17 protein-coding genes, 1 tRNA gene and 1 pseudogene are annotated in these 22,730 nt (G+C 46.0%); 11 read left to right on the top strand and 8 right to left on the bottom strand.

The window, feature by feature from the left end; translation table 11 throughout:
- The first annotated feature begins 12 nt into the window (after positions 1 to 12).
- From QVP94_RS05100 to corA, 3 genes are read left to right on the top strand one after another with little or no spacing between them, the layout of a single operon-like run.
- Positions 13 to 1,443, top strand: a complete 1,431-nt coding sequence (locus QVP94_RS05100; protein ID WP_022192114.1) for a DUF4136 domain-containing protein — start codon at positions 13 to 15, stop codon at positions 1,441 to 1,443.
- Positions 1,444 to 1,458: 15 nt separating this feature from the next.
- Positions 1,459 to 3,927 carry an endonuclease MutS2 gene (locus QVP94_RS05095; RefSeq protein ID WP_022192113.1) on the top strand — a complete coding sequence of 823 codons (2,469 nt, stop codon included), beginning with the start codon at positions 1,459 to 1,461 and terminating at the stop codon, positions 3,925 to 3,927.
- A gap of 15 nt (positions 3,928 to 3,942) precedes the next feature.
- Entirely contained in the window at positions 3,943 to 5,019 is a 1,077-nt protein-coding gene (gene corA / locus QVP94_RS05090; RefSeq protein ID WP_009017510.1) for a magnesium/cobalt transporter CorA, read from the top strand.
- Positions 5,020 to 5,028: 9 nt separating this feature from the next.
- On the opposite strand, the gene QVP94_RS05085 is transcribed toward corA, so the two are convergent.
- Positions 5,029 to 5,628 (bottom strand): recombinase family protein, encoded by a 600-nt coding sequence (locus tag QVP94_RS05085; protein WP_005856646.1) that lies wholly within the window; start codon positions 5,626 to 5,628, stop codon positions 5,029 to 5,031.
- 111 nt (positions 5,629 to 5,739) lie between these two features.
- Here QVP94_RS05085 and QVP94_RS05080 point away from each other — a divergent pair, with 111 nt between their 5' ends.
- Positions 5,740 to 6,828: a winged helix DNA-binding domain-containing protein gene (locus QVP94_RS05080; protein WP_009017512.1), complete on the top strand. Its 1,089-nt coding sequence runs from the start codon at positions 5,740 to 5,742 to the stop codon at positions 6,826 to 6,828.
- On the opposite strand, the gene QVP94_RS05075 is transcribed toward QVP94_RS05080, so the two are convergent.
- Both QVP94_RS05075 and QVP94_RS05070 read right to left on the bottom strand, forming a co-directional pair.
- Positions 6,790 to 7,065, bottom strand: a complete 276-nt coding sequence (locus tag QVP94_RS05075) for a zinc ribbon domain-containing protein (RefSeq protein ID WP_005862075.1) — start codon at positions 7,063 to 7,065, stop codon at positions 6,790 to 6,792. The two genes, QVP94_RS05080 and QVP94_RS05075, sit on opposite strands and share 39 nt — an antisense overlap.
- Before the next feature lie 6 nt (positions 7,066 to 7,071).
- Positions 7,072 to 7,914 carry an AraC family transcriptional regulator gene (locus QVP94_RS05070; protein ID WP_008772069.1) on the bottom strand — a complete coding sequence of 281 codons (843 nt, stop codon included), beginning with the start codon at positions 7,912 to 7,914 and terminating at the stop codon, positions 7,072 to 7,074.
- Positions 7,915 to 8,114: 200 nt separating this feature from the next.
- Between QVP94_RS05070 and QVP94_RS05065 the strand changes: the two genes are divergently transcribed.
- On the top strand, positions 8,115 to 8,633 hold the full coding sequence (locus tag QVP94_RS05065) for a cupin domain-containing protein (RefSeq protein WP_022192111.1): 519 nt from the start codon (positions 8,115 to 8,117) through the stop codon (positions 8,631 to 8,633).
- Positions 8,634 to 8,835: 202 nt separating this feature from the next.
- Here the strand turns inward: QVP94_RS05065 and QVP94_RS05060 are convergent, their stop codons facing one another.
- Positions 8,836 to 9,009, bottom strand: a complete 174-nt coding sequence (locus tag QVP94_RS05060) for a hypothetical protein (RefSeq protein ID WP_005856636.1) — start codon at positions 9,007 to 9,009, stop codon at positions 8,836 to 8,838.
- Between the two features lie 215 nt (positions 9,010 to 9,224).
- Between QVP94_RS05060 and QVP94_RS05055 the strand changes: the two genes are divergently transcribed.
- Positions 9,225 to 10,433: a hexokinase family protein gene (locus QVP94_RS05055; protein ID WP_005862069.1), complete on the top strand. Its 1,209-nt coding sequence runs from the start codon at positions 9,225 to 9,227 to the stop codon at positions 10,431 to 10,433.
- 223 nt (positions 10,434 to 10,656) lie between these two features.
- Here QVP94_RS05055 and QVP94_RS05050 read toward each other — a convergent pair.
- Positions 10,657 to 10,941 (bottom strand): annotated as a pseudogene (locus QVP94_RS05050) (response regulator transcription factor); the annotation flags it as partial.
- Positions 10,942 to 11,058: 117 nt separating this feature from the next.
- On the opposite strand from QVP94_RS05050, the gene QVP94_RS05045 reads away from it, so the two are divergent.
- The gene (locus tag QVP94_RS05045) at positions 11,059 to 12,255 is read left to right on the top strand and encodes an aminotransferase-like domain-containing protein (RefSeq protein WP_022192110.1); all 1,197 of its coding nucleotides are present in this window, start codon (positions 11,059 to 11,061) and stop codon (positions 12,253 to 12,255) included.
- Here QVP94_RS05045 and QVP94_RS05040 read toward each other — a convergent pair.
- Both QVP94_RS05040 and QVP94_RS05035 read right to left on the bottom strand, forming a co-directional pair.
- The gene (locus QVP94_RS05040; RefSeq protein ID WP_022192109.1) at positions 12,243 to 13,664 is read right to left on the bottom strand and encodes an aminotransferase-like domain-containing protein; all 1,422 of its coding nucleotides are present in this window, start codon (positions 13,662 to 13,664) and stop codon (positions 12,243 to 12,245) included. The genes QVP94_RS05045 and QVP94_RS05040 overlap by 13 nt on opposite strands.
- 425 nt (positions 13,665 to 14,089) lie before the next feature.
- A tRNA-Lys gene (locus QVP94_RS05035) sits at positions 14,090 to 14,162 on the bottom strand.
- Between the two features lie 494 nt (positions 14,163 to 14,656).
- Between QVP94_RS05035 and ettA the strand changes: the two genes are divergently transcribed.
- From ettA to QVP94_RS05015, 4 genes are all read left to right on the top strand, one after another.
- Positions 14,657 to 16,345, top strand: a complete 1,689-nt coding sequence (gene ettA, locus QVP94_RS05030; protein WP_005856590.1) for an energy-dependent translational throttle protein EttA — start codon at positions 14,657 to 14,659, stop codon at positions 16,343 to 16,345.
- Between the two features lie 27 nt (positions 16,346 to 16,372).
- The gene (locus QVP94_RS05025) at positions 16,373 to 17,026 is read left to right on the top strand and encodes a 3-keto-disaccharide hydrolase (RefSeq protein WP_005868394.1); all 654 of its coding nucleotides are present in this window, start codon (positions 16,373 to 16,375) and stop codon (positions 17,024 to 17,026) included.
- 131 nt (positions 17,027 to 17,157) lie between these two features.
- A complete protein-coding gene (gene glyA / locus QVP94_RS05020; RefSeq protein ID WP_005856586.1) occupies positions 17,158 to 18,438 on the top strand; it encodes a serine hydroxymethyltransferase in 1,281 nt (426 codons plus the stop codon).
- Positions 18,439 to 18,567: 129 nt separating this feature from the next.
- On the top strand, positions 18,568 to 20,919 hold the full coding sequence (locus QVP94_RS05015; protein WP_005856584.1) for a family 20 glycosylhydrolase: 2,352 nt from the start codon (positions 18,568 to 18,570) through the stop codon (positions 20,917 to 20,919).
- Between the two features lie 205 nt (positions 20,920 to 21,124).
- Here QVP94_RS05015 and QVP94_RS05010 read toward each other — a convergent pair whose 3' ends face one another.
- Positions 21,125 to 22,660, bottom strand: coding sequence for a carbon-nitrogen hydrolase family protein (locus QVP94_RS05010; RefSeq protein ID WP_022192108.1), 1,536 nt, complete (start codon positions 22,658 to 22,660; stop codon positions 21,125 to 21,127).
- Positions 22,661 to 22,730: the final 70 nt, after the last annotated feature.

Genomic DNA, 22,730 nt, shown 5'->3' with positions numbered 1-22,730 from the left:
AAATTCCAGAATATGATGAGAAGTGTGATTTTATCAACGTTACTATTAGTATTGGCGGTCTGTACGGTTTCCGCCCAAAACAGGAATACATCCATCTGCCGACTAGGCTTCACATACGATATCAGCCAGAGCAAGAACTGGGGAAACAACAAGCCGGTCATTAAAAGCGTCATCCCTTATTCATCCGCCGAGCAAGCAGGTATTAAGAAATACGACGTGATCGAGGAGATCAACGGTGTACCTGTGACGGAAATATCTGTCGATGAGATCCCTCAACTGCTGAATCCCGCCGGAAGAAACGATGTCCTATTGACCATCAGCAACCTTTCCTCTCCTTCTAAACAAGTATTGGTAAAGAAGGACTGCAAGAAAAGTAACGCCATCACGGAAGACCAGCTGGCGTCCGCCTATGCGATGTATAGCTTGGAGACAACCAATGAGCAAGAATTCGTATGCCCGTTCAAGACTACCGTCACATCCGACGGCGTAGATTTCGGTAACTTCAAGACATTCGCCTTCTCGACCATCGACGAGAATAACCGTAAACTGGAAACGGTCATCAACGAATGCATCGAGAACGAGTTGACCAAAAAAGGACTTACGGTTGATATCGCGAAGCCGGATTTATTGATACAGACTTTCTATTTTTTCGATAAGAACCCGAACTATCTGGGAGCGAATAAAGTATTGGTAGAAAAAGAACCGACTTACCGGTACAACTTCTCGCACAGTAAGATGGAGAAATTCCCGTTCTTGAATTACGCCGCCGCCGAAGCGGAAGCCGAATATCTGTTGCAATTCGGTATCCGTATCATCGATCAAAAAGATATCCCCGGACGTGTACTCTGGGAATGTGAGGCGAACGAGTTGCTGGAAAACTCTTATCGTTTAGACGAATACGCCCGGGTGCATGTCCCGTTGATGTGTATGCAATACCCATACACGAAATACGGACGTAACGTACCGTTCAAGGTGAGCAAGAAGACCTATAATTATACGGGGATCAGCTACGATATCGATAAATTGGATCAAGTGGTTGACGTAGATCGTAACTCTCCCGCTTATGCGGCAGGCATCCGTCCCCGTGACATTATAGAAAAGATCGGCCGCCATAAGATGGATCATTCGGCAGAGGAGTTCTCATCCGCCTACAAACGCTTTATCACGAACACGATGCAATATCGTGATCCGAAGACGATGTTTACGGACGCGAACGGTTTCAAATATTGCATGTTTTGGGACGTATTCAAATATCCCCAAATAGCGGATGCGTCGCAAAGCTCCGATTACTTGCCGGCGTTCTCTTATTTATACTATTTCGCCCCTTATATTAATCCGTCCGGCAACAACGCCTGTACATTTAATATAAAGCGTGGCAAGACAAAATTAGAAGTAATTATCCGTCCTACCATTCGCTCTGAAGTGACGGTAGAGATCAAATAAAGATTTTACAAACACGTGATATATCCACAAAATTTTGAACAAAAGACGGGCTTTGATAAGATCCGTCACTTAATCACAGAAAAATGTTTAAGCCCGCTCGGGGAAGAGCGGGTAGCGGAGATGGGATTCTCCGCCGATTTCGAGGTCGTATCCAAGCGATTGGAACAAACCGATGAGTTTATCCGTATCCTACACGGAGACACGGAATTCCCCGCCAGTTATTTCTTCGACGTGCGCTATTCCTTGAAACGGATTCGGCCGGAAGGTACTTGGCTGGATGAACGGGAGTTGTTCGACCTCAAACGTTCCTTGCAAACGATCAATGACATCGTACGCTTCTTCAAGCCCATGGACGATGAGGAAATCAAGTATCCGGCCTTGACTGAATTGGCGGGAGATATCTTTGTCTTCCCCCAATTGATTGGAAAGATCGATAGCATCCTCGATAAATTCGGCAAGGTCAAGGACAGTGCTTCCTCCACCCTATCGCAAATCCGCAGGGAGATGACGATCACGATGAGCGGTATATCCCGCAGCCTGCAATCCATCCTCCGTGCGGCGCAATCGGACGGGGTTGTCGATAAGGACGTGGCACCGACCATGCGCGACGGTCGTTTGATGATCCCGGTAGCCCCGGCCTTCAAACGAAAGATAAAAGGTATCGTACATGATGAGTCCGCCAGTGGCAAGACGGTCTTTATAGAGCCGGAGGTGGTCGTGGAAGCGAATAACCGCATCCGGGAACTGGAAGGGGAAGAACGCCGGGAAATCATTAAGATACTGACGGAATTCACGAACGTGATCCGTCCTTTAGCTCCGGATATCCTACAATCTTACGAGTTTCTTGCCGACATTGACTTCATTCGTGCGAAAGCGTTATTCGCAGAGCAAGTCAAGGCGATCAAGCCGATCGTGGAGGATAAGCGACAAATGGATTGGGTACGTGCCGTGCATCCGCTCTTATTCCTGTCTTTACAGAAACAGGGCAAGCAGGTAGTTCCCCTCGATATCGAGCTGACCGAGGGAAAACGGATCTTGATCATATCCGGTCCGAACGCCGGTGGTAAATCCGTTTGCCTGAAAACGGTCGGATTACTTCAATACATGTTGCAATGTGGTTTATTGATTCCTTTGCATGAGCGATCAAGAACCGGGATCTTCGAGCATATATTCATCGATATAGGCGATGAGCAAAGCATCGAGAACGATTTGAGTACCTACAGTTCCCACCTTACCAACATGAAGTATTTCGTGAAGAATTGTAACGAGCGGACCATTATCCTAATCGATGAGTTCGGTAGCGGTACGGAGCCCCAGATTGGCGGCGCTATCGCCGAGGCTTTATTGGATCGCTTCAACCGGAATCATAGCTTTGGGGTAATCACGACCCACTACCAGAATTTGAAGCATTTCGCCGAGGATACGGAGGGTATCGTAAACGGTGCCATGTTGTACGACCGCCATTTGATGCAGCCCTTGTTCAAGCTTTCTATCGGAAATCCGGGTAGCTCATTCGCCGTAGAGATCGCACGCAAGATCGGTCTGCCCGAGGACGTAATAGCCGACGCTTCCGCGAACGTCGGAGCGGATTATATCAATATGGACAAATACTTGCAAGATATCGTACGCGATAAACGGTACTGGGAAAGCAAACGGCAGAATATCCGTCAGCAGGAGAAAAAACTGGAAGATGTCACTTCTCGTTATGAACAAGACTTGGAAGCCGTAAACAAGCAACGGAAAGAGATCATCCGGGAGGCAAAGGCCGAGGCCCAACGTATTCTAGCGGAGGCTAACGCCAAGATCGAGAATACCGTCCGTGAGATCAAGGAGGCCCAAGCGGAAAAAGAACAGACCAAACTGGCCCGCAAAGCCTTGGAAGAGTTCAAGAACTCCGTAATGGCGACCGAAGAAGAAGACGATAAGATCGCACGCAAGATGGCGAAGCTCAAGGAACGGAACGAACGGAAGAAACAGAAACAAAAAGTGACGGCCCAGCCGATATTTAATAAAGAGGTGATAGAGGTCGGCGACAATGTACGCCTTAAAGGGCAGGTTTCCGCCGGAACCGTTATGGAACTACAAGGAAAGCAGGCCGTAGTAGCATTCGGGATGATCAAAAGCACGGTTAAGCTGGAGCAGTTGGAAAAGGTAAGCAAAGGCCAGATCAAACGGGAAATCCAGAAAAGCACGTTCGTCAGCTCCCAGACCACTGACAATATGCATGAGAAGAAGATAAACTTTAAGCAAGAAATCGATGTGAGAGGAATGAGGGGCGATGAGGCATTGCAAAGCGTGACCTATTTTATCGACGACGCCATTCAAGTCGGGGCAGGCAAGGTTCGCATCTTGCATGGAACCGGTACGGGTATCTTACGTCAGCTAATCCGGGATTATCTGCGCACGGTTCCCGGTGTCCGTCGTTTTCAAGACGAGCATGTGCAGTTCGGAGGCGCCGGCATCACCGTTGTTGAATTCGATTAAAAAGAGATCCTTATTATGAGACGGAATGAATATACACACAGGAGAAGACATATATCCAACCGGCATTTATCGGACAAGTATTATTACGCCGGCGAACATGAGACAGCAACCGGCATCCGTCTCACGCAATACAACGAACAATCTTTGCATACGAAAGAGGTGCGGATAACCGACACCTCTTTCAGCAAACTATCCGACCCGGATCAGATCAATTGGTTCGAGGTTAGCGGATTGACCAACGCGGATGCCATTACCCGTATCGTAAAAGATTTCGGACTGCATAATCTGGACGCTAAGGATATCTTGACTCCCCAACACGTGGTCAAGGTAGAGGAATACAAAGGACGAATGCTTATCGTATTAAACTCCTGCTATTACGATGTCAATAACGAGATGCGATCTGAGCACATCAGCATACTGGTAGCGAACAATACGGTTATCACTTTTACAGAAAGCAACAACCCCGTATTCGAGTCCGCTCATAAAGCGCTACTATCCAACATGCTGAACATCCGGAAAAAAGGCAGTGGATTGCTGCTCGCTTTCCTTCTAAACACCATCATAGCGAATCTAGTAGAATCCGCCTCAAAGGTAGAAGAGATACTAGAGGATATAGAAGAGACCTTGCTCGATCCTAAGAACGATCAGGGTAATATGGGTTCCCTAATCCAACAACACCGCCATGAGTACATGATTATCCGTAAGAATAGCCTACCGCTGAAAGATCAATTCTCAAAACTATTACGAACAGAGAACGGGATTATCACCCCGGATATCCTGCCGATCTATAATGACCTGCAAGACCAACTCCAATTCGTTATCCAAACAACGGAAAGCTGCCGGGAAATCACCTCTTCCCTTGTCGATCTTTATATATCCAATAACGATCTTAGGATGAACGCCATCATGAAACGGCTGACGATTGTCTCCACCCTTTTCATCCCTTTGACATTCTTGGTGGGCGTATGGGGTATGAACTTCAAGATAATGCCGGAATTGGATTGGCGTTACGGTTATTTCATAGCTTGGGCCGTCATGATAGTTACCGGAGTATTGACTTGGCTATATATGAAACGAAAGGATTGGTATTAAAACCAATCCTTACGATCTGAAGAATTTCTTCCTATACTTATAAAAAGTATTCTTAGAGACGTTGAAATGCTCGCAAATCGATCCTACCGATTCTCCCCGCTCCAACATGTTCATGATCTCCCCCTTATGGGCGTCTAAGAAGAACAACTTGGATTCCGAGCCTTTAGGACGTCCCAACCGCTTTCCCGTACTTTTCACCTGTTCCAAGGCGTCTTTTGTACGTATGGAAACCAGACTGTGATCAATCTCGTCTACTTGCTTGAAGACATTAATCATCAATTGACGATCCATCCGGTCATCGAATATATAACGGTCGTTTATACAATAGACCGTCACGTCCTTCTCCATGCAAACGGTAAGTATCCCCATCAACTCATATAAGGTAAGACACAAACGGGTAATATCCGATACGATCAAGGCATCCCCTTTCTTCAAGCGTTCGAGAACAAGTTTTAACTTTGGTCCCGGCTGTTTCGCTTTCTCTCCGGATACTTCCATGACCCATTTATCCACATGGATATCTTTGGCCGCGGCAAAAGAAGAGATCTCTTCCCTTTGAATATCCAAGTGTTGCCGGTCCGTAGCCACATTTAAATACGCTATCGTCATAAATTTCACTAATTGTTTCTAGCGTGAAGGTACAAAAAGAATGAGTATATCTTCAAGATTATGGGATGTTTAACGCTTTATTTCGTACATTTGCGTTTATATTCATATATTATGATAACACATATACGAGTAGCTAGCCAACAATTGGAACAACCCCGATTCGAGTCCCCGAAAGAGTTGGTCTCTTGGATGGGCGCTATCCAGGCGCAGGAGTATGAGATGGCCAAATGGGCGATCGGTATTCGCTTGAGATCCTCTTCCCTTGAAACGGTAAATGAGGCTTTGTACAAAGGTGATATTCTACGTACCCATGTGATGCGTCCTACTTGGCATTTCGTGGCCGCCGAGGATATCCGTTGGATGCTTATGCTATCTTCCGAGCGTATCAAGGCTGCCGTTATGTCGTACGCCAAGGGACATTTCGGGAAGATAGAAAAAACGCTGTTCACAAGATGCCTAGATCAGATCGGAAAGATACTGGAAGGATACAAAAGCCTGACCAAACAAGAAGTAACGGCGGAATTGCAAAAATCCGGGATTTTGCCCACCATAGATCACGTAAACCTTTTCCTTACATGGGGTGAGGTGGAAGGCATCGTCTGTAGCGGGATCGATAAAGGAAAGAAAACGACTTACGCCTTATTGGACGAACGTGTCCCTCCTACTCGTGAACTTTGCAGGGAAGAGGCTCTGGCGAGATTGGCATCCAGATATTTTCAAAGCCACTCCCCTGCCCAGTTACAGGATTTTGTTTGGTGGTCCGGGCTAACCGCTACCGAGTGTAGGCTCGCTATCAATCTGATCAAGGCGGAGTTAATGACCGAGACGTTCGATTCCCGTGAATATTTCATCCACCAATCATGGAAAGGAAAAAATGAGAGCGAACCTGTACTGCGTCTCCTCCCCGCCTTCGATGAATACTTGATCAGTTACAAAAACCGCACGGACGTATTGCCGCTAGAACATCATCCAAAAGCGTTCAACCGATTCGGCACCTTCTACCCGGTTATCTTGTATAACGGAAAGATAATAGGTAATTGGAGCCGCTCCATTAAAAAAAACACCATTCAAATAGAAATGGACTTTTTCGAGAAGAAGCCCCGCATTCCAGTGAAACTAATCCAGCAAGCCGAAGCGCAGATAGACGCTTTTTATAGAGGCTTATTGTACCGCCCAGCGCTTCAATGTAGGGAAAAATAATTTCATATTCGCTACGGCCTCCTCTTTCGTATAATGAAAGTCCGCATCTTTATTGAACTCATCGACAAACTGGGCACAATGATCGATCATCTGATCCATCGTACAGTCCATCGTGAAGGCCCCGTCCTTATAACAATAGCAACAATATTCCTCATTCTTGCTTCCGTCATGGTTCGTTCCAAACTCCTCATTCTTTTGCAGCGGCATACCGCAGCTTTGGCAAAATTTTGTTTCCATACTAATTTATTTTATTGGTATATAAATCTTTGTCACTTGCGTATCGTCATCCTCTTCCGAATAACTCACATATTCCTCAAACGCCATTCCATGCCGTTTGGTATAATTGAAATCTATATTTATAGTATTATATAGTTCTTGTAATCCCGCATAACTACCTTTTAAGGTATAAACCGCATATTTTCCTTTCTGCAAACGAATCGTACCGAACATCCCTGATGGAATAATCTCCTTCCCGACCGAAGCGCAAGCATAAAAACGACATTGGTCCGGATGAGTGACGTTCGGGTCATCAAAACTTAGACCAATAAAGCGGGTGTCCTCTGATAACGCTTGATTCTCTTTTAAGAATCCGATCAACAGATTCCATGCCTCCTCATAGGGTTCGGCCTCACCATATTTTCCAAAAATCCGGATATAAACCAAATCTAAATCATCTACCTCACAAACCTCAACTTCAAGATCGTGTGGATTACTCCACTTCTCGGTCTCTTCTCTCAGACGTGCTCGCAACTTATCCATATAAGCTTTCGGAGATACGCTGAATTGTTTCTTGAACGCTTTCGAGAAAGATTGGGGGTTATCATAGCCTACCCGACTCGCTAGATCTGCCAGACTCATATCTTCCGTATGCATATATAGAACCGCTCGCTCTACACGTTGCCTCGCCACATAAGCATATAATGACTCATTCAAGGCTCCTTTCATAATACGTAGTAGCTGCCGCTCGGACACGTTTACTTGCCCGGCTATTATATCCAGTCGTAAAGGGAGATGCAAATTCGCATTGATATAATCAATTACTTGATTGATTTTCCGTTGATATATGTTTTCCGTATCAGGCTTCATCCTATAGATTCTTATGATGACAAAAATACATAATCCCAACAGACTGACAATTGTCCAATCTCGCCAATTTGAGATTTCCCCTATATTTGTTTAAAAGCCATCAACTTCAAGATTCTATAGATTGTAAAATCAGTAATTCTGTTACACTTATCAGTAATTGGTATACAAAAGTAATGGAATATCTTAAATAATTTTGTGATATGGATAAAATCAAGAAAACAAATATGAATATAAAGAAAATAACCATTGCCATGTTGATCACATTAATCTCTATTGGCAATATAAACGCACAAGAAATGAAAACTGAAATTCCAAAAATTAGTGAATTCCCTACAGGAAATGAAAACACCGGGTTTGAACAATATTTCTCGGGGAAGTCTTGGCTAGCGCCATTAACAAGCAATAAGGATTTAAACGTACCAATGTTTAACGTAACGTTTGAACCTAACTGCCGAAACAACTGGCACACGCATACAGGAGGACAAATACTCATCGCCGTAGGTGGTGTGGGTTATTATCAAGAACGAGGTAAAAGCGCCCGTCGTTTACTACCCGGGGATGTTGTCGAAATCGCACCAAACATAGAGCATTGGCACGGCGCCTCACCGGACAGTTGGTTTTCGCATATCGCCGTAGAATGTAATCCCCAAACCAATAAAAACACTTGGCTTGAGCCGGTAAGTGATGAGGAATATGGGAAGACCGTAAATGATAAGTAGTAGATTTTCCTTATTGTTTACACAAACCGAGCCTAAAAGACACTCCGGTTTCCCCTAGAAGAAACTGCAGTTTCTATCCTAGCGGGAAACTGTAGTTTCCTAAGAAAGAAATACAAAGAAACTGTAATATGCTAGTAAACAGAATATTGAATAACATATTCTCATCCTATGCCCTGTATATAAGACATTCTTCTCGCAAAATTCAATCCGTGCAATTAATATCATTAACAGATTCATTCTCATACGCAGACTTTTGTGATTTTATAAATATATCACGGTACTCATCAAGTAAGTTAATGTCCTGCAAATCATTAACGCCTAAAATCTCACGGATTAAATCCGCCTTGCCTGCTTCTATCTCCACTTTCGGTATCATATATCTTAATTTAGATTAATAAATAAAATCATCTGTTTGGTGTTTTAAACAGACATCGTCACCCTTTTGTTTATACAAAATTTAAATTTAACACAACAAATTTTACAGTATCCGAAATTTATCCCCTTAACTTAATCAACCAATAAGGATAGTCAAATCCCTTTCTAAATTGTTATTCACTAACAAGGATATTTCAAAATCAAAAAATCAATCTTATGGAGAAAAATATTTTCTGGTTAGAAAATGACCAACTCAAAGAGATAGCCAGTTCATTTCGGGAAAAGGTTGAAGAGGGATTAAAACATGAAAATGCGGAGATACAATGCATACCGACTTTTATCTCTCCCAAAACCTCTGATATTAATGGAAAAGCATTGGTTCTCGATTTAGGAGGAACCAACTATAGAGTAGCGACCGTCGATCTTGGACAAGGATCACCAACCATCCATCCCAACAATGGGTGGAAAAAAGACATGTCGATCATGAAATCACCGGGATATACTCGTGAGGAGCTATTTAAAGAATTAGCCGATATGATTGTCGGGATAAAACGGGATGAGGAAATGCCAATCGGCTATTGTTTTTCTTATCCAGCAGAATCCGTACTCAGTGGAGACGCCAAATTGTTACGTTGGACAAAAGGAGTCGACATTAAAGAAATGGTAGGGCAATTAGTAGGCAAACCACTTCTCGACTACCTAAACGAACATTGTAAAATCAAATTTACAGGTATTAAAGTATTAAACGATACTATCGCCAGCTTGTTTGCCGGCCTAACCGACAATAGCTATGACGCCTATATCGGTCTGATCGTAGGAACAGGCACCAACATGGCCACTTTCATTCCGGCGGATAAAATAAAGAAATTAGATCCGAGCTATAATATACAAGGCTTAGTCCCTGTCAACCTAGAGTCGGGTAACTTCCATCCTCCATTCCTCACGACAGTCGATGATACGGTTGACGCCATTTCAGGCAGCCTTGGAAAACAGCGGTTTGAGAAAGCGGTTTCGGGTATGTATCTAGGCGATATATTGAAAGCAACTTTCCCTTTGGATGAGTTTGAGAATAAATTCGATGCCCAAAAATTGACCGCTATCATGAACTATCCGGATATTCACAAGGACGTATATGTAGATGTAGCTCATTGGATCTACAACAGATCAGCACAATTAGTCGCCGCATCGCTACTGGGCCTTATTCAGTTACTGAGATCATATAATAAAGATATACAAAAAATCTGTCTAGTAGCCGAAGGCAGTCTATTTTGGAGCGAGAATAGAAAAGATAAAAACTATAACATTCTTGTTCTGGAGAAATTACAAGAACTCCTTAATGAATCCGCATTAGCGGATGTCGAAATCCATATCAACAATATGAATAACGCAAACTTGATAGGAACAGGTATAGCGGCGCTCTCTTGAAATCAATATGAATGAAGTGAATCTTGAACTATAAAATTACGTTTTTCAAAATAAATAGAAAGTGCGGGTATTCTTTACATACGATACCCGCACTACTTTTTCCGCAGAAAAATGATTGTATAATTCACTCATAGCGCATCGCACAAATGGATTCAGCCCCAGAGGATGAAATATAACCGCAATCATATCAATATTAGCTAGTGGTTTGGATTGGATATCGTAATCAATAGAGAATACCGAAATTTTCCGCCTTATTGATAGCTTCGATCGCATTATCTACATTTAGCTTTGCCAATATATTCTTTCGGTGATTATTTACCGTATAAATACTAAGATTTAGCTTATAAGCGATCTCTTTGCTCAGAAAACCTTGCCGAATTAATATTAGTATTTCTTTCTCACGCTTGGTTAATTGAGGTTCGGCTAGAATAACTGTCGACGCAAGTATCAGTCCTGTCTTTCTATTGATAACTGTCCGTTTGATTCTTTCGGTAGGCGATACAATCGGGATAATACTTGGTTCCGAAAATCTGTACCCGCTGATATTGTGCAAATTGTATCTGTTCTCATTTATCTATTATGCTTTACTTTGCATTATTTTAGTTTTCAAATATATTTAATGATTATGAAGTTGAAATTTGCCAAGAGAATGTCTTATATAAAGGCTTCGGAAATAAGAGAAATACTCAAAGTTACAGAACGGGAAGATGTTATTTCATTTGCTGGTGGACTACCTGCCCCTGAGCTATTCCCCATAGATGAAATTAACAAAATGAATCAGGTCGTTTTGCAAGAAGCAGGAGCAAAAGCTCTTCAATATACGACTACTGAAGGGTATTATCCTTTACGTGAATGGATTGCCAAACGAATGAATGAACGCTTAGGGACATCGTTTGATAAGGATAATATTCTTATAACTCACGGTTCGCAACAAGGATTAGATTTATCCGGAAAAGTATTTCTGGACGATGGTGATATCGTATTGTGTGAAAGCCCCACCTATTTAGCAGCAATTAGCGCATTCAAATCATATGGGAGTAGCTTCATTGAAATTCCAACAGATGAAGAAGGCATGGATATGGCTACTTTGGAAGAGGTACTGAATAATACTCAAAATATAAAACTAATATATGTAATACCAACCTTTCAAAATCCCACTGGAAAAACATGGAGTTTGGAAAGACGAAAAAAACTGGCTGAACTATCTGCTTTATATGATATTCCTGTTATTGAAGATAACCCTTATGGAGAATTAAGGTTTGAAGGAGAGTCTTTACCCTCTATAAAGTCTTTTGATAAGGTAGGTAATATCTTATGTACTGGTAGTTTTTCTAAAATCTTTTGTCCGGGCTTTCGGATTGGGTGGATTGCAGGTGATAAAGATATTATCCGCAAGTATGTGTTAGTTAAGCAGGGCACTGATTTGCAGTGTAACACAATAGCTCAAATGACTATTGCCGAATATCTAAAACGATATGATATTGATGAGCATATTAGCAAAATAGTAGAAGTCTACAGAAAACGCAGAGATATAGCTTTAGAATGTATTGAACGCTATTTTCCTAATGACATAAAATATACTCATCCTCAAGGCGGGTTATTTACTTGGATTGAATTACCCGAAAATATTTCAGCGCATGACATCCTGCAAAAATGCATTGAACAGAAAATAGCCTTTGTACCCGGCAGTTCATTTTATCCTGTTGAGCACAAAGAAAATACTTTTAGAATAAATTACTCTAATATGCCAGAAGATAGAATCATGAAAGGACTTCAAGTAATAGGGGAAGTACTAAAAGAATACATACATCAGTTAAAGTGATTTTTAATTATATCCCCCAATTGTTTTAAGCGTTCTTCAAGAAGTGGAGTCCATCGTTGTCCATAGCTTAAACGCATACAATTGGTATATTGCTCTTGTAATGTAAACATACGTCCGGGGGCTATGCTTATTTTTCGCTGCATAGCCCGATAATAAAGTTCTGTTGTATCAATCTGTTTGTCTAATTCCACCCAAAGCATAAACCCTCCCTGTGGAGTAACAATTTTTGTATTCTCGGGGAAGTAATCCATGATGGAATGGGCAAAATGAATACTGTTTGCGTATAATTCTTGTCGCAGTTTACGTAAATGGTTTTCGTATCTGTCATTCTCCATGAAATTGGCAACCGCTTCTTGATTAAGCGCAGGCGTAGAAATAAGGTGAATATTCTTTTGGCGAATAATAGCATGTTTAAATTTGCCGGGAGCAATCCATCCTACCCGATACCCCGGCGCTAATGTTTTAGATACCGCACCACACCATAAAACAAGCCCCTTCTTGTCAAAAGCCTTGCAGGGCTTAGGACGTGAATTACCAAAAAATAAATCACCATATAAATCATCCTCGATCAAAGGTATATCATATCCGGCCAGCATATCAACAACTACCCTTTTATGTTCATCAGGCATACAACTTCCCAATGGGTTATTAAAGTTGCTTATAAGCAGGCAAGCTTTAATTTGTGGTAAAACTTTTTTCAGCGCATCTGGATCAATCCCTGTTACTGGATTGGTAGGTAATTCCAATATACGTAACCCCATACTATTGGCTAATTGTAACATTCCAAAATAGACCGGACTTTCAACCGCAATAGTATCTCCTACCTTAGTAATTACAGATAAAGCTAAAGCAACCGCATTAGTAACTCCAGCAGTTGTCACTATATCATCTTCTGTCAAGTTTCCCTTCCAACTATACGTAAAACGAGCTATAGATTTACGTAATCGCATATTTCCCTGTGTTTCATCATACCGGGTTCCATTACCCGGAAGTGCCTGCATAGCTCTTATAAGTTCTTTATTAAGTTTTGCAATTGGTAATAAAGTATCTTCGGGCATTCCTAATGAAAATCGAGTGATCGATTTATCTCCTATTTCTAACGAGCTGTATACGTCAGCAATCAAATCTATCACCTCTTTGCTCTCAGGCTTTACAGACGGTTGTGTTGTCGCTGGAACAGATAGGCGTATGGGTTTGTAATTGACAATATACCCTGATTTTGGGCGTGATATTATAAATCCGTCTTTTTCCAATTCATAATATGCCTGAATTGCAGTATTAAGACTTACACCATTTTCATTGCTAATAGTGCGTAAAGAAGGTAGTTTCTCACCAGCTTTCCACACGCCTTTCTTAATTTGACAGGCAATAGTTCTCGCTATTTCTTGATATAGGATTTCTTTTTTCATACTTGTCAGGTGTTATCTGTATCCTGCAAATATACAAAAATCGTGTCTGTATCTGTTTTGGACTTTGAATTACTTTTACAGAATGACTTTTGTATTGCTTTGCTATTCTTAAATGAAAGAAAGGTATTCAAGTAAACAACTGAATTTAACCACCATTAATAAAAAAATCACAGTAAAACAGGTTTCAGATGATAATATCTAAAATCAATACAGAGATTGAAACCTTCTGCATGGATAGTGATTTCCGACAATCGTACCCCCTAATCGTTTTTTGGGGAAGGGGGTACGATTTGGATACTCAACCGTGTCTTTTCGTGCCCCTTTTTTGTCTTTTAAGCAAGACTGAAACAATAAAAAAAGTCCTACAATACGTTGATATTGTAGGACTTGTCTCTTTTTTGTCGCCGTTTGGCTTTGTTCTTATGTGATCCGCCTGGGGCTCGAACCCAGGACCCCAACATTAAAAGTGTTGTGCTCTACCAGCTGAGCTAGCGAATCATCCTGTGCGTTACTTTTGTAATGCGAGTGCAAAGATAGGGGGTTTTATTTTATTATACAAATTTCAAGAGGGGTAAATTTTAGTTTTTTCATGGGGAGCAAACGCAAGAAACAAGATATAAGCACTTTACATCACGTATTACATCATGCATAAACCGGTTACATATCTTCACGAGACGAAGACGAACCACAATCCTAAATCGTTAGGATCACACAACCTAAAGCCACATGATCGCACAGTCCTAACCACAACGCCGCACAACCTCTCCTACCCTTCATTTATGATAACGCTAAAACTCAACTTCCGAGGAATAGCATATCTACCGGCTTCTTTCACAAGAGAATTGAACCGAGTAATCTCCACACGCCAAACTTGGCAATCGGTAGATATCTGATACCTATGATCTTTGTTCATTTGTAAAATAAAAGATATTTACGTAGATTTGTACACCATTATTTTAAGTTAAGGAACCAATTAACACACAAAAAATTATATGGCAGACGATAAGAAGATTATTTTCTCGATGGTAGGCGTGAACAAGATCTTTCCGCCTCAAAAACAGGTTTTAAAGAATATATATCTGTCCTTTTTCTATGGGGCGAAGATCGGAATCATCGGATTGAATGGTTCCGGTAAATCTACGTTGCTGAAGATTATCGCCGGTATCGATAAGGATTATCAGGGAGAGGTGGTCTTCTCCCCCGGGTATTCCGTAGGGTATCTGGAGCAGGACCCTAAGTTGGAGCCGGGCAAGACCGTGAAGGAGATCGTGCAGGAAGGCGTGCAGGAGATCGTGGACACCTTGAAGGAATATGAGGAGGTGAACGAGCGATTCGGCGATCCGGAGGTGCTGGAAGATCCGGATAAGATGGATGCCTTGATCAACCGTCAGGCGGAGTTGCAGGACAAGATCGACGCTACGGACGCATGGAACCTCGACAGCCGTCTGGAACGTGCCATGGACGCTTTGCGTTGTCCGCCGGAGGATCAGGTGGTGGATACGTTGTCCGGAGGCGAGCGTCGCCGGGTGGCCCTTTGCCGATTGCTGCTCCAGCAGCCGGACGTATTGCTGTTGGATGAGCCGACCAACCACTTGGACGCCGAGTCGATCGACTGGCTGGAGCAACATCTGCAACAATATGCCGGTACCGTTATCTGCATCACGCACGACCGTTACTTCCTAGACCACGTGGCCGGATGGATCCTTGAGCTGGATCGTGGCGAGGGTATCCCTTGGAAGGGTAATTACTCCTCTTGGCTAGACCAGAAGACGAAGCGTATGGCTCAAGAAGAGAAGCAAGTCAGCAAACGCCGTAAGACCTTGGAGCGTGAGCTGGAATGGATCAATATGGCGCCGAAGGCCCGTCACGCCAAGGGTAAGGCACGTCTGAACTCGTACGAGGCCCTCTTGAACGAGGACCAGAAGGAGCGTGAGGCTAAGCTGGAGATCTTCATCCCGAACGGCCCTCGCTTGGGCAATAAGGTGATCGAGGCACAGCACGTGGCGAAGGCGTTCGGCGATAAATTGCTGTTCGATGATTTGAACTTCATGCTTCCCCCGAATGGTATCGTGGGAGTCATCGGGCCGAACGGTGCAGGTAAGACTACCTTATTTAAGATGATCATGGGCATGGAAAGCATCGACAAGGGGACCTTCGAGGTGGGCGAGACCGTACAAGTAGGTTACGCCGACCAGACCCATAAGGATATAGACCCGAAAAAGACCGTTTACCAAGTCGTATCCGGCGGACAGGAATTTATCCGTATGGGCGGCAAGGAGGTGAACGCACGCGCTTACCTGTCTAAATTCAATTTCGCGGGAGCGGATCAAGAGAAGCTATGCGGCGTACTCTCCGGAGGAGAGCGTAACCGCCTGCATCTGGCGCTGACGCTGAAAGCGGACGCGAACGTATTGCTGCTCGACGAGCCGACCAACGATATCGACGTGAACACGCTACGTGCCTTGGAGGAGGGTCTGGAGAACTTCGCCGGTTGCGCCGTCGTCGTCTCTCACGACCGTTGGTTCTTGGACCGTATCTGTACGCATATCCTGTCGTTCGAGGGCGATTCCAACGTGGTCTTCTACGAAGGGACCTATTCCGAGTACGAGGAATACAAACGTAAGACATTGGGCGACGCCGAGCCGAAACGGGTACGCTATCGCAAACTAATCGTTGATTAATCATACTATTAAATAGAGTTTAATGCCATGAAAAAAAGAATGCTATCTTTGGCTGTATTAGCCGCCTCCCTCTTCTGTTTCTCCAATGGGGCGAACGCACAGAAGACCGAGAAACTGTTCAACGGGAAAGACCTGTCTAACTGGAATTTCGTAGTCGACAAAAACTCCGTCCCCGCCGATCAGGTCTATTCCGTACGCGACGGTAAGATCTTCATCACCGGCCAGCCTTTCGGCTATATGTACACCAAGGAGAAATACAGCGACTATAAATTGCACGTGGAATGGCGTTGGCCGAATGGGGATTCCAACGCAAACAGCGGCATCTTCCTGCATATCGCAGACCTAAAGAACCCCTTCCCGAACGGGATCGAGTGTAATCTGCAAGCCGGGAGGGCCGGATTGTTCGTACTGCTGGGAGGCTCCGACCTTGTCGAGTACCAGCAACGCCCGGGAGAGGAACGTCCCTTCTTCCCTGTCGTAAAGAACGTGAACCCGTCCAGCGAGAAGCCCGCCGGAGAGTGGAACGAGGCGAACATCTTCGTGAAAGACGGCGTCATCACCGTTTACATCAACGGCGTATACCAGAACACCGGAACCAACAAGGTGAAGGAAGGCCATATCGGGCTACAGAGCGAGGGTAAGGAGGTTGAGTTCAGAAACGTAACCCTCACCAAGTGGTAAGCGGAGCCGTTTCCGGCGCATCTGTAATAATTAAACGGAATCTTTTAAATAGTATTAAAATAATATAGTACATTCGCGAGGATTCCTTTTCAATGAGGAACATATCATTGCAATAACCAATTTAAGAGGTAATGAAAAGAGACAACATCATTTTTGACATTATCGAGAAGGAGCACCAACGCCAATTGAAAGGCATTGAGTTGATCGCTTCCGAGAACTTTGTCAGCGACCAGGTCATGCAGGCCATGGGAAGCTGTCTGACCAACAAATACGCCGAGGGATATCCCGGCAAGCGTTATTATGGGGGTTGCGAGGTAGTAGACCAAAGTGAGACGATCGCTATCGAACGGTTGAAAAAGCTATTCAACGCCGAATGGGCCAACGTGCAGCCTCACTCCGGGGCGCAGGCCAACGCAGCCGTATTTTTCGCCGTATTGAATCCGGGCGACACGTTCCTCGGGTTGAACCTGTCGCATGGCGGACACCTGTCCCACGGTTCACCAGTAAATAGCTCCGGCGTTCTCTATCACGCTACCGAATATAATGTAAAGGAAGATACCGGACGGGTGGACTACGACCAAATGGAGGAAGTAGCCCTTCGTGAGAAACCGAAATTGATCGTTGGCGGTGGTTCCGCTTATTCCCGTGACTGGGATTACAAACGTATGCGTGAGATAGCCGACAAGGTAGGCGCCTTATTGATGATCGATATGGCTCACCCGGCAGGCCTGATCGCCGCCGGTTTGCTGAACAACCCGCTGGAGTACGCTCACATCGTAACGTCTACGACGCATAAGACCCTGCGGGGTCCTCGTGGCGGTATCATCCTGCTGGGTAAGGATTTCGAGAATCCTTGGGGCAAGAAGACACCGAAAGGCGAGATCAAGAAGATGTCTCAGTTGTTGGACTCCGCCGTATTCCCGGGTATCCAAGGCGGTCCGCTGGAGCATGTGATCGCGGCCAAGGCCGTAGCCTTCGGAGAGGCTTTGGAGCCGGAATACAAGACGTACCAAGCACAGGTGAAAGCGAACGCCGCCGCTATGGCCAAGGCCTTCACGGACAAAGGGTACAAGATCATCTCCGGCGGTACGGACAACCACAGCATGCTGATCGACCTGCGCACGAAGTTCCCCGACCTGACCGGTAAGGTGGCCGAGAAAGCCTTGGTAGCCGCCGACATCACGGTGAACAAGAACATGGTTCCGTTCGACAGCCGCTCGGCCTTCCAGACCTCCGGTATCCGTGTGGGTACGCCCGCTATCACGACCCGTGGCGCTAAAGAGCCGCTTATGGGCGAGATCGTGGAACTGATCGACACCGTATTGGCCGCTCCCGAATGCGATAAGACTATCGGCGCCGTTCGTGAGAAGGTGAACGGTATCATGAAGGAATATCCTATCTTCGCGTGGTAAATAGGAAATTGAGAATTGAGAATTGAAAAGGATGCCAAACGGCATCTTATCTTCAACTCTCAATTCTCTTTTTAAACTCTCAAAAACATCTAAACAATATTCAATTTTCAACTTTCAATTTTTAATTCTATGAAAAAGCTCCTTGCTACAATCTGCGCCGGCGCTGTCTTGGGCCTGATGGCCTCGTGTGATGATGCTCCCGGTAAAGCGAAAGCTTACAACCAAGGTATCAACATCATCCCGACACCGGTCAGCCTTACGCAGAACGAGGGAAACTTCAAGCTAAACAAAAACACGAAGATCTACGCTTCCACCCCGGAGGCGAAAACCGTAGCCGAGTTCTTCGCAGCTAAAATGAACACGGCGACAGGCTACCAGATAGCTACCGCCGACAAAGAGACCTCCGACGGTATCTCGTTGGTTATCGACGGCTCTCTGGACGTAAACGACGAGGGATACACGTTAGACGTAGCCGACAGCGGCGTCCGTATCAAGGCCAAGACCCCTCAAGGTCTTTTCTACGGTATGCAATCGTTCTTGCAATTGCTACCCGCCGAGATCGAGAGTCCTTCCGCCGTGAAAGGTATCGCATGGACCGCTCCGGCCGTATCTATCAAGGACGAGCCTCGTTTCGGTTACCGTGGTATCATGCTAGACCCCTGCCGCCATTTCATCCCGGTAGAGAATATCAAGAAGCAGCTGGATGTATTGGCCTTGTTCAAGATCAACCGCATGCATTGGCACCTGACCGACGACCAAGGATGGCGTATCGAGATCAAGAAGTATCCGAAACTGACCGAGATCGGCTCTAAGCGCATCGATGGCGAGGGTACCGAGTACGGAGGCTTCTATACCCAAGAGGAGGTGAAGGATATCGTTAAATATGCGGCGGATCGTTTCATCACGATCGTTCCCGAGATAGAGCTTCCGGGACACGAGATGGCCGCTATCGCCGCCTATCCGGAGCTGTCTTGCGAGGGTAAGCAGGGTACTCCCCGTATCATCTGGGGCGTGGAAGACATCGTATTATGCGCCGGCAAGGAAGAACCCTTCCAGTTCTTCGAGGACGTGATCGCCGAGGTAGCTCCCCTATTCCCGGGCGAGTATTTCCATATCGGAGGCGATGAGTGCCCGAAGACGAGCTGGGAGAAATGCCCGCTTTGTCAGGCCCGTATCCGTAAGGAAGGCTTGAAAGGCGACAAGGAGCATACGGCCGAGGAGAAATTGCAGAGCTATTTCGTACAACGCATGGAGAAGGTCGTAAACAAGCACGGCAAGAAGATGATCGGATGGGACGAGATCCTTGAGGGAGGTCTGGCTCCATCGGCCACGGTAATGTCTTGGCGAGGTGAGGAAGGCGGTATCGCCGCCGCTAGTATGAACCACGACGTGATCATGACCCCGGGAAGCGAGGGTATGTATATCGACCAGTTCCAAGGCGACTACAAGATCAACCCGGTATCTATCGGAGGATTCACCACGGCGGAGCGGGTCTATAAATACAACCCCGTCCCCGACACGCTGGCAGCGGCCGGTAAAGGACATTTCATCAAGGGCGTGCAATGCAACGTATGGAGTGAGTACCTTTATAACACGGACATCATGGAGTACCGTATCTATCCTCGTATCCTAGCCCTCTCCGAGATCGCTTGGAGCCCGCTGGACCGGAAGGATTACAAGGACTTCGAACGCCGTCTGGACAACGCTCAGGTTCGCCTAGACGGGCATGGTATCAACTACTACATCCCGCAGCCCGAGCAACCGAACGGTTCTTGCAACTTCGTGGCTTTCACGGACAAGGCTACCATGACATTCACCACGAACCGTCCGATGAAGATGGTCTACACGCTGGATGGCACCGAGCCTACCCCGGAATCTACCGTATATACGGCTCCTTTCGACATCACCGAGACTACGACCGTGAAGATCGCTTCCGTGTTGCCTTCCGGCAAGATGGGTAAGCCTCGCACGATCCTCGTGGAGAAACAAACGCTGGCTCCCGCCAAGGAGGTAGCCAAGACGACCCCGGGCCTCGACATGGAGGTATTCGATGGCATGTACCTAAGCGTAAATAATCTGGAGGCCGCTCAGAAGACCGGTAAGAAACAGGTCATCAAGACGACCCGTGAACTGACCAACCAAGTGCCCGCCCCCGAATCCATGCGAGGCGTGAAGCAATACGCCGCTATCGCTACCGGCTACGTGAATATCCCGGAGGATGGCGTTTATTACATCTCTTCCGATTTAGAGGAGGTATGGATCGACGGCAAGTTGATGGTCAATAACGGTGGCGAGGTAAAACGCTTCTCCCGTCATGACACCTCCGCGGCCTTGGCAAAGGGCTTGCACGAGATCAAGCTGGTATTCCTCGGACACATCATCGGAGGTTGGCCTTCCAACTGGAACGACGGTAGCGTACAACTCCGTAAATCGGATGCCGAGAAATTCACGCCGATCACGGCTGAGATGCTAAGTCATTAAGATCATTTCCGAAGGGGGGAAGCGAGCGATCCTCCCCCCGATATATAAACCGCAGGGGCGGGATTCGTCCGCCCTCCCACGCATACACGGCACGGGAGGGCGGACAGATCCCGCCCCTACTGCATTCTTCCGGCGAATATAATTGTGTTTAATAGCGAACACTACTGGGTTCAGCCATGAATACTATTGTGTTCAACCGCAAACACTACTGTTTTTTTACCCTCAACTCATACAAGTCGTGGCGACGGTCCCGAAGGTTACGCACGCTACCATACGTATGCAACTCGTTGAGCAAATCAAGGTCCACGTCCGATACAAGGATCATCTCCGTATTCGGGGTTGCCTCCGCACGCTTGCCATCGGTCGGGAAAGCGAAATCGCAAGGCGTGAACACACCCGACTGGGCGTACTGTATATCCATATTATGCACACGAGGCAGGTTGCCCACGCTGCCCGCTATCACCACGAAGCACTCGTTCTCGATCGCCCGGGCTTGGGCACATACACGAACCCGAGAGTAACCGTTCTGCGTATCCGTAAGGAAAGGCACGAAGAGGATCTGCATCCCTTGGTCGGCCATGATACGGGAAAGCTCCGGGAATTCCACGTCATAGCAGATCAGCACGCCGATCCGGGCGCAATCCGTATCAAACGTCTTCACCATCTTCCCGCCCGAGAGTCCCCAGCTCTTCTGCTCGTCCGGGGTGACATGTACCTTCTCGTACATCTCGTAGGAGCCGTCACGACGGATCAGGTATCCCACGTTATACAGCGCCCCGTCCTCCTTCAGCAAAGGCATGCTACCGGTGATGATATTGATATTGTAACTGATGGCGAGGTTCACGAATCGCTCACGGATCTCCTCGGTGTACTGGGCCAGCCCACGGATACTCTGCGCCTCCCCCAGATGGTTGAACTTAGCCATCAGCGGAGCGTTGAAATACTCGGGGAAAAGGACGAAGTCGCTCTTGTAATCGGATACGGCGTCGACGAAGAACTCCACCTGCTCGAACACGTCGTCCAGTGTCTTATAAGGCCGCATCTGCCATTGTACCAGACCGACACGCACGGTTGTCTTCTTATCCACGTAATCCGTCGTAGGCGGCTGGTAATAGATATTATCCCATTGCAGCAGGGTAGCGCAATGCTTCGACTCCTCGTCGTTCGGCAAGTAGTTCATCATCACTTTCCGCACGTGGAAATCGTTGGAGAGCTGGAAGGTGAGCACCGGGTCGTAGATCTGGCGTGAGCGCACCTTCTCGATGTATTCCTTCGGACGCATATGATCGGCGTATTTATAATAGTTCGGGATACGTCCGCCGAACATGATCGCCTTCAGGTTCAACTTCTCGCACAGCTCCTTCCGGTACTCGTACATACGGCGGGCCAGCCGGAGGCCCCGGTAGTCCGGATGGATGAACACCTCTATACCATATAATATATTCCCGTTCGGGTTATGCGTGTTGAACGTCTCGTTACCCGTTACCTTGGCGTAGGTATGATCCCCTTTCACCATGTCATAATCCACGATGATGGAGAGGGCGCATCCTACGATCCGGTCATCCACCAGCGTCACGACCTGTCCCTCGGGAAATATCCGTATCAACGTCTCGATCTGCTTGCGGGTCCAGAAAACATCCTTGTCGGCGTATACCCTCTTGAAAGATTGCGACAACTGCGTATAGTCCTCAAGCTGCAAGCTCCGGAGCTCTACCTTGTTTATCTTATGCATTGGTTCCATAACACATTTTTTTTGTTAAAGTCGCCGCGAAGTTAGGATAAATACAGATAAAGTGTACCGGCCCTCCTGC

Origin of the sequence: Parabacteroides sp. CAG:2 (assembly GCF_000436315.1) — a bacterium.
GTDB lineage: Bacteria > Bacteroidota > Bacteroidia > Bacteroidales > Tannerellaceae > Parabacteroides > Parabacteroides distasonis.
The sequence above is the reverse complement of the archived record's forward strand: the minus strand, read 5'-3'. Positions and strand labels throughout refer to the sequence as shown.

Excerpts from the sequence above, each read along its gene's own strand:
- QVP94_RS05100 (WP_022192114.1), top strand. The coding sequence starts at position 13 with ATGATGAGAAGTGTGATTTTATCAACGTTACTATTAGTATTGGCGGTC.
- corA (WP_009017510.1), top strand. The coding sequence starts at position 3,943 with ATGAGACGGAATGAATATACACACAGGAGAAGACATATATCCAACCGG.
- QVP94_RS05085 (WP_005856646.1), bottom strand. The coding sequence starts at position 5,628 with ATGACGATAGCGTATTTAAATGTGGCTACGGACCGGCAACACTTGGAT.
- QVP94_RS05080 (WP_009017512.1), top strand. The coding sequence starts at position 5,740 with ATGATAACACATATACGAGTAGCTAGCCAACAATTGGAACAACCCCGA.
- QVP94_RS05075 (WP_005862075.1), bottom strand. The coding sequence starts at position 7,065 with ATGGAAACAAAATTTTGCCAAAGCTGCGGTATGCCGCTGCAAAAGAAT.
- QVP94_RS05070 (WP_008772069.1), bottom strand. The coding sequence starts at position 7,914 with ATGAAGCCTGATACGGAAAACATATATCAACGGAAAATCAATCAAGTA.
- QVP94_RS05065 (WP_022192111.1), top strand. The coding sequence starts at position 8,115 with ATGGATAAAATCAAGAAAACAAATATGAATATAAAGAAAATAACCATT.
- QVP94_RS05060 (WP_005856636.1), bottom strand. The coding sequence starts at position 9,009 with ATGATACCGAAAGTGGAGATAGAAGCAGGCAAGGCGGATTTAATCCGT.
- QVP94_RS05055 (WP_005862069.1), top strand. The coding sequence starts at position 9,225 with ATGGAGAAAAATATTTTCTGGTTAGAAAATGACCAACTCAAAGAGATA.
- QVP94_RS05045 (WP_022192110.1), top strand. The coding sequence starts at position 11,059 with ATGAAGTTGAAATTTGCCAAGAGAATGTCTTATATAAAGGCTTCGGAA.
- QVP94_RS05040 (WP_022192109.1), bottom strand. The coding sequence starts at position 13,664 with ATGAAAAAAGAAATCCTATATCAAGAAATAGCGAGAACTATTGCCTGT.
- ettA (WP_005856590.1), top strand. The coding sequence starts at position 14,657 with ATGGCAGACGATAAGAAGATTATTTTCTCGATGGTAGGCGTGAACAAG.
- QVP94_RS05025 (WP_005868394.1), top strand. The coding sequence starts at position 16,373 with ATGAAAAAAAGAATGCTATCTTTGGCTGTATTAGCCGCCTCCCTCTTC.
- glyA (WP_005856586.1), top strand. The coding sequence starts at position 17,158 with ATGAAAAGAGACAACATCATTTTTGACATTATCGAGAAGGAGCACCAA.
- QVP94_RS05015 (WP_005856584.1), top strand. The coding sequence starts at position 18,568 with ATGAAAAAGCTCCTTGCTACAATCTGCGCCGGCGCTGTCTTGGGCCTG.
- QVP94_RS05010 (WP_022192108.1), bottom strand. The coding sequence starts at position 22,660 with ATGGAACCAATGCATAAGATAAACAAGGTAGAGCTCCGGAGCTTGCAG.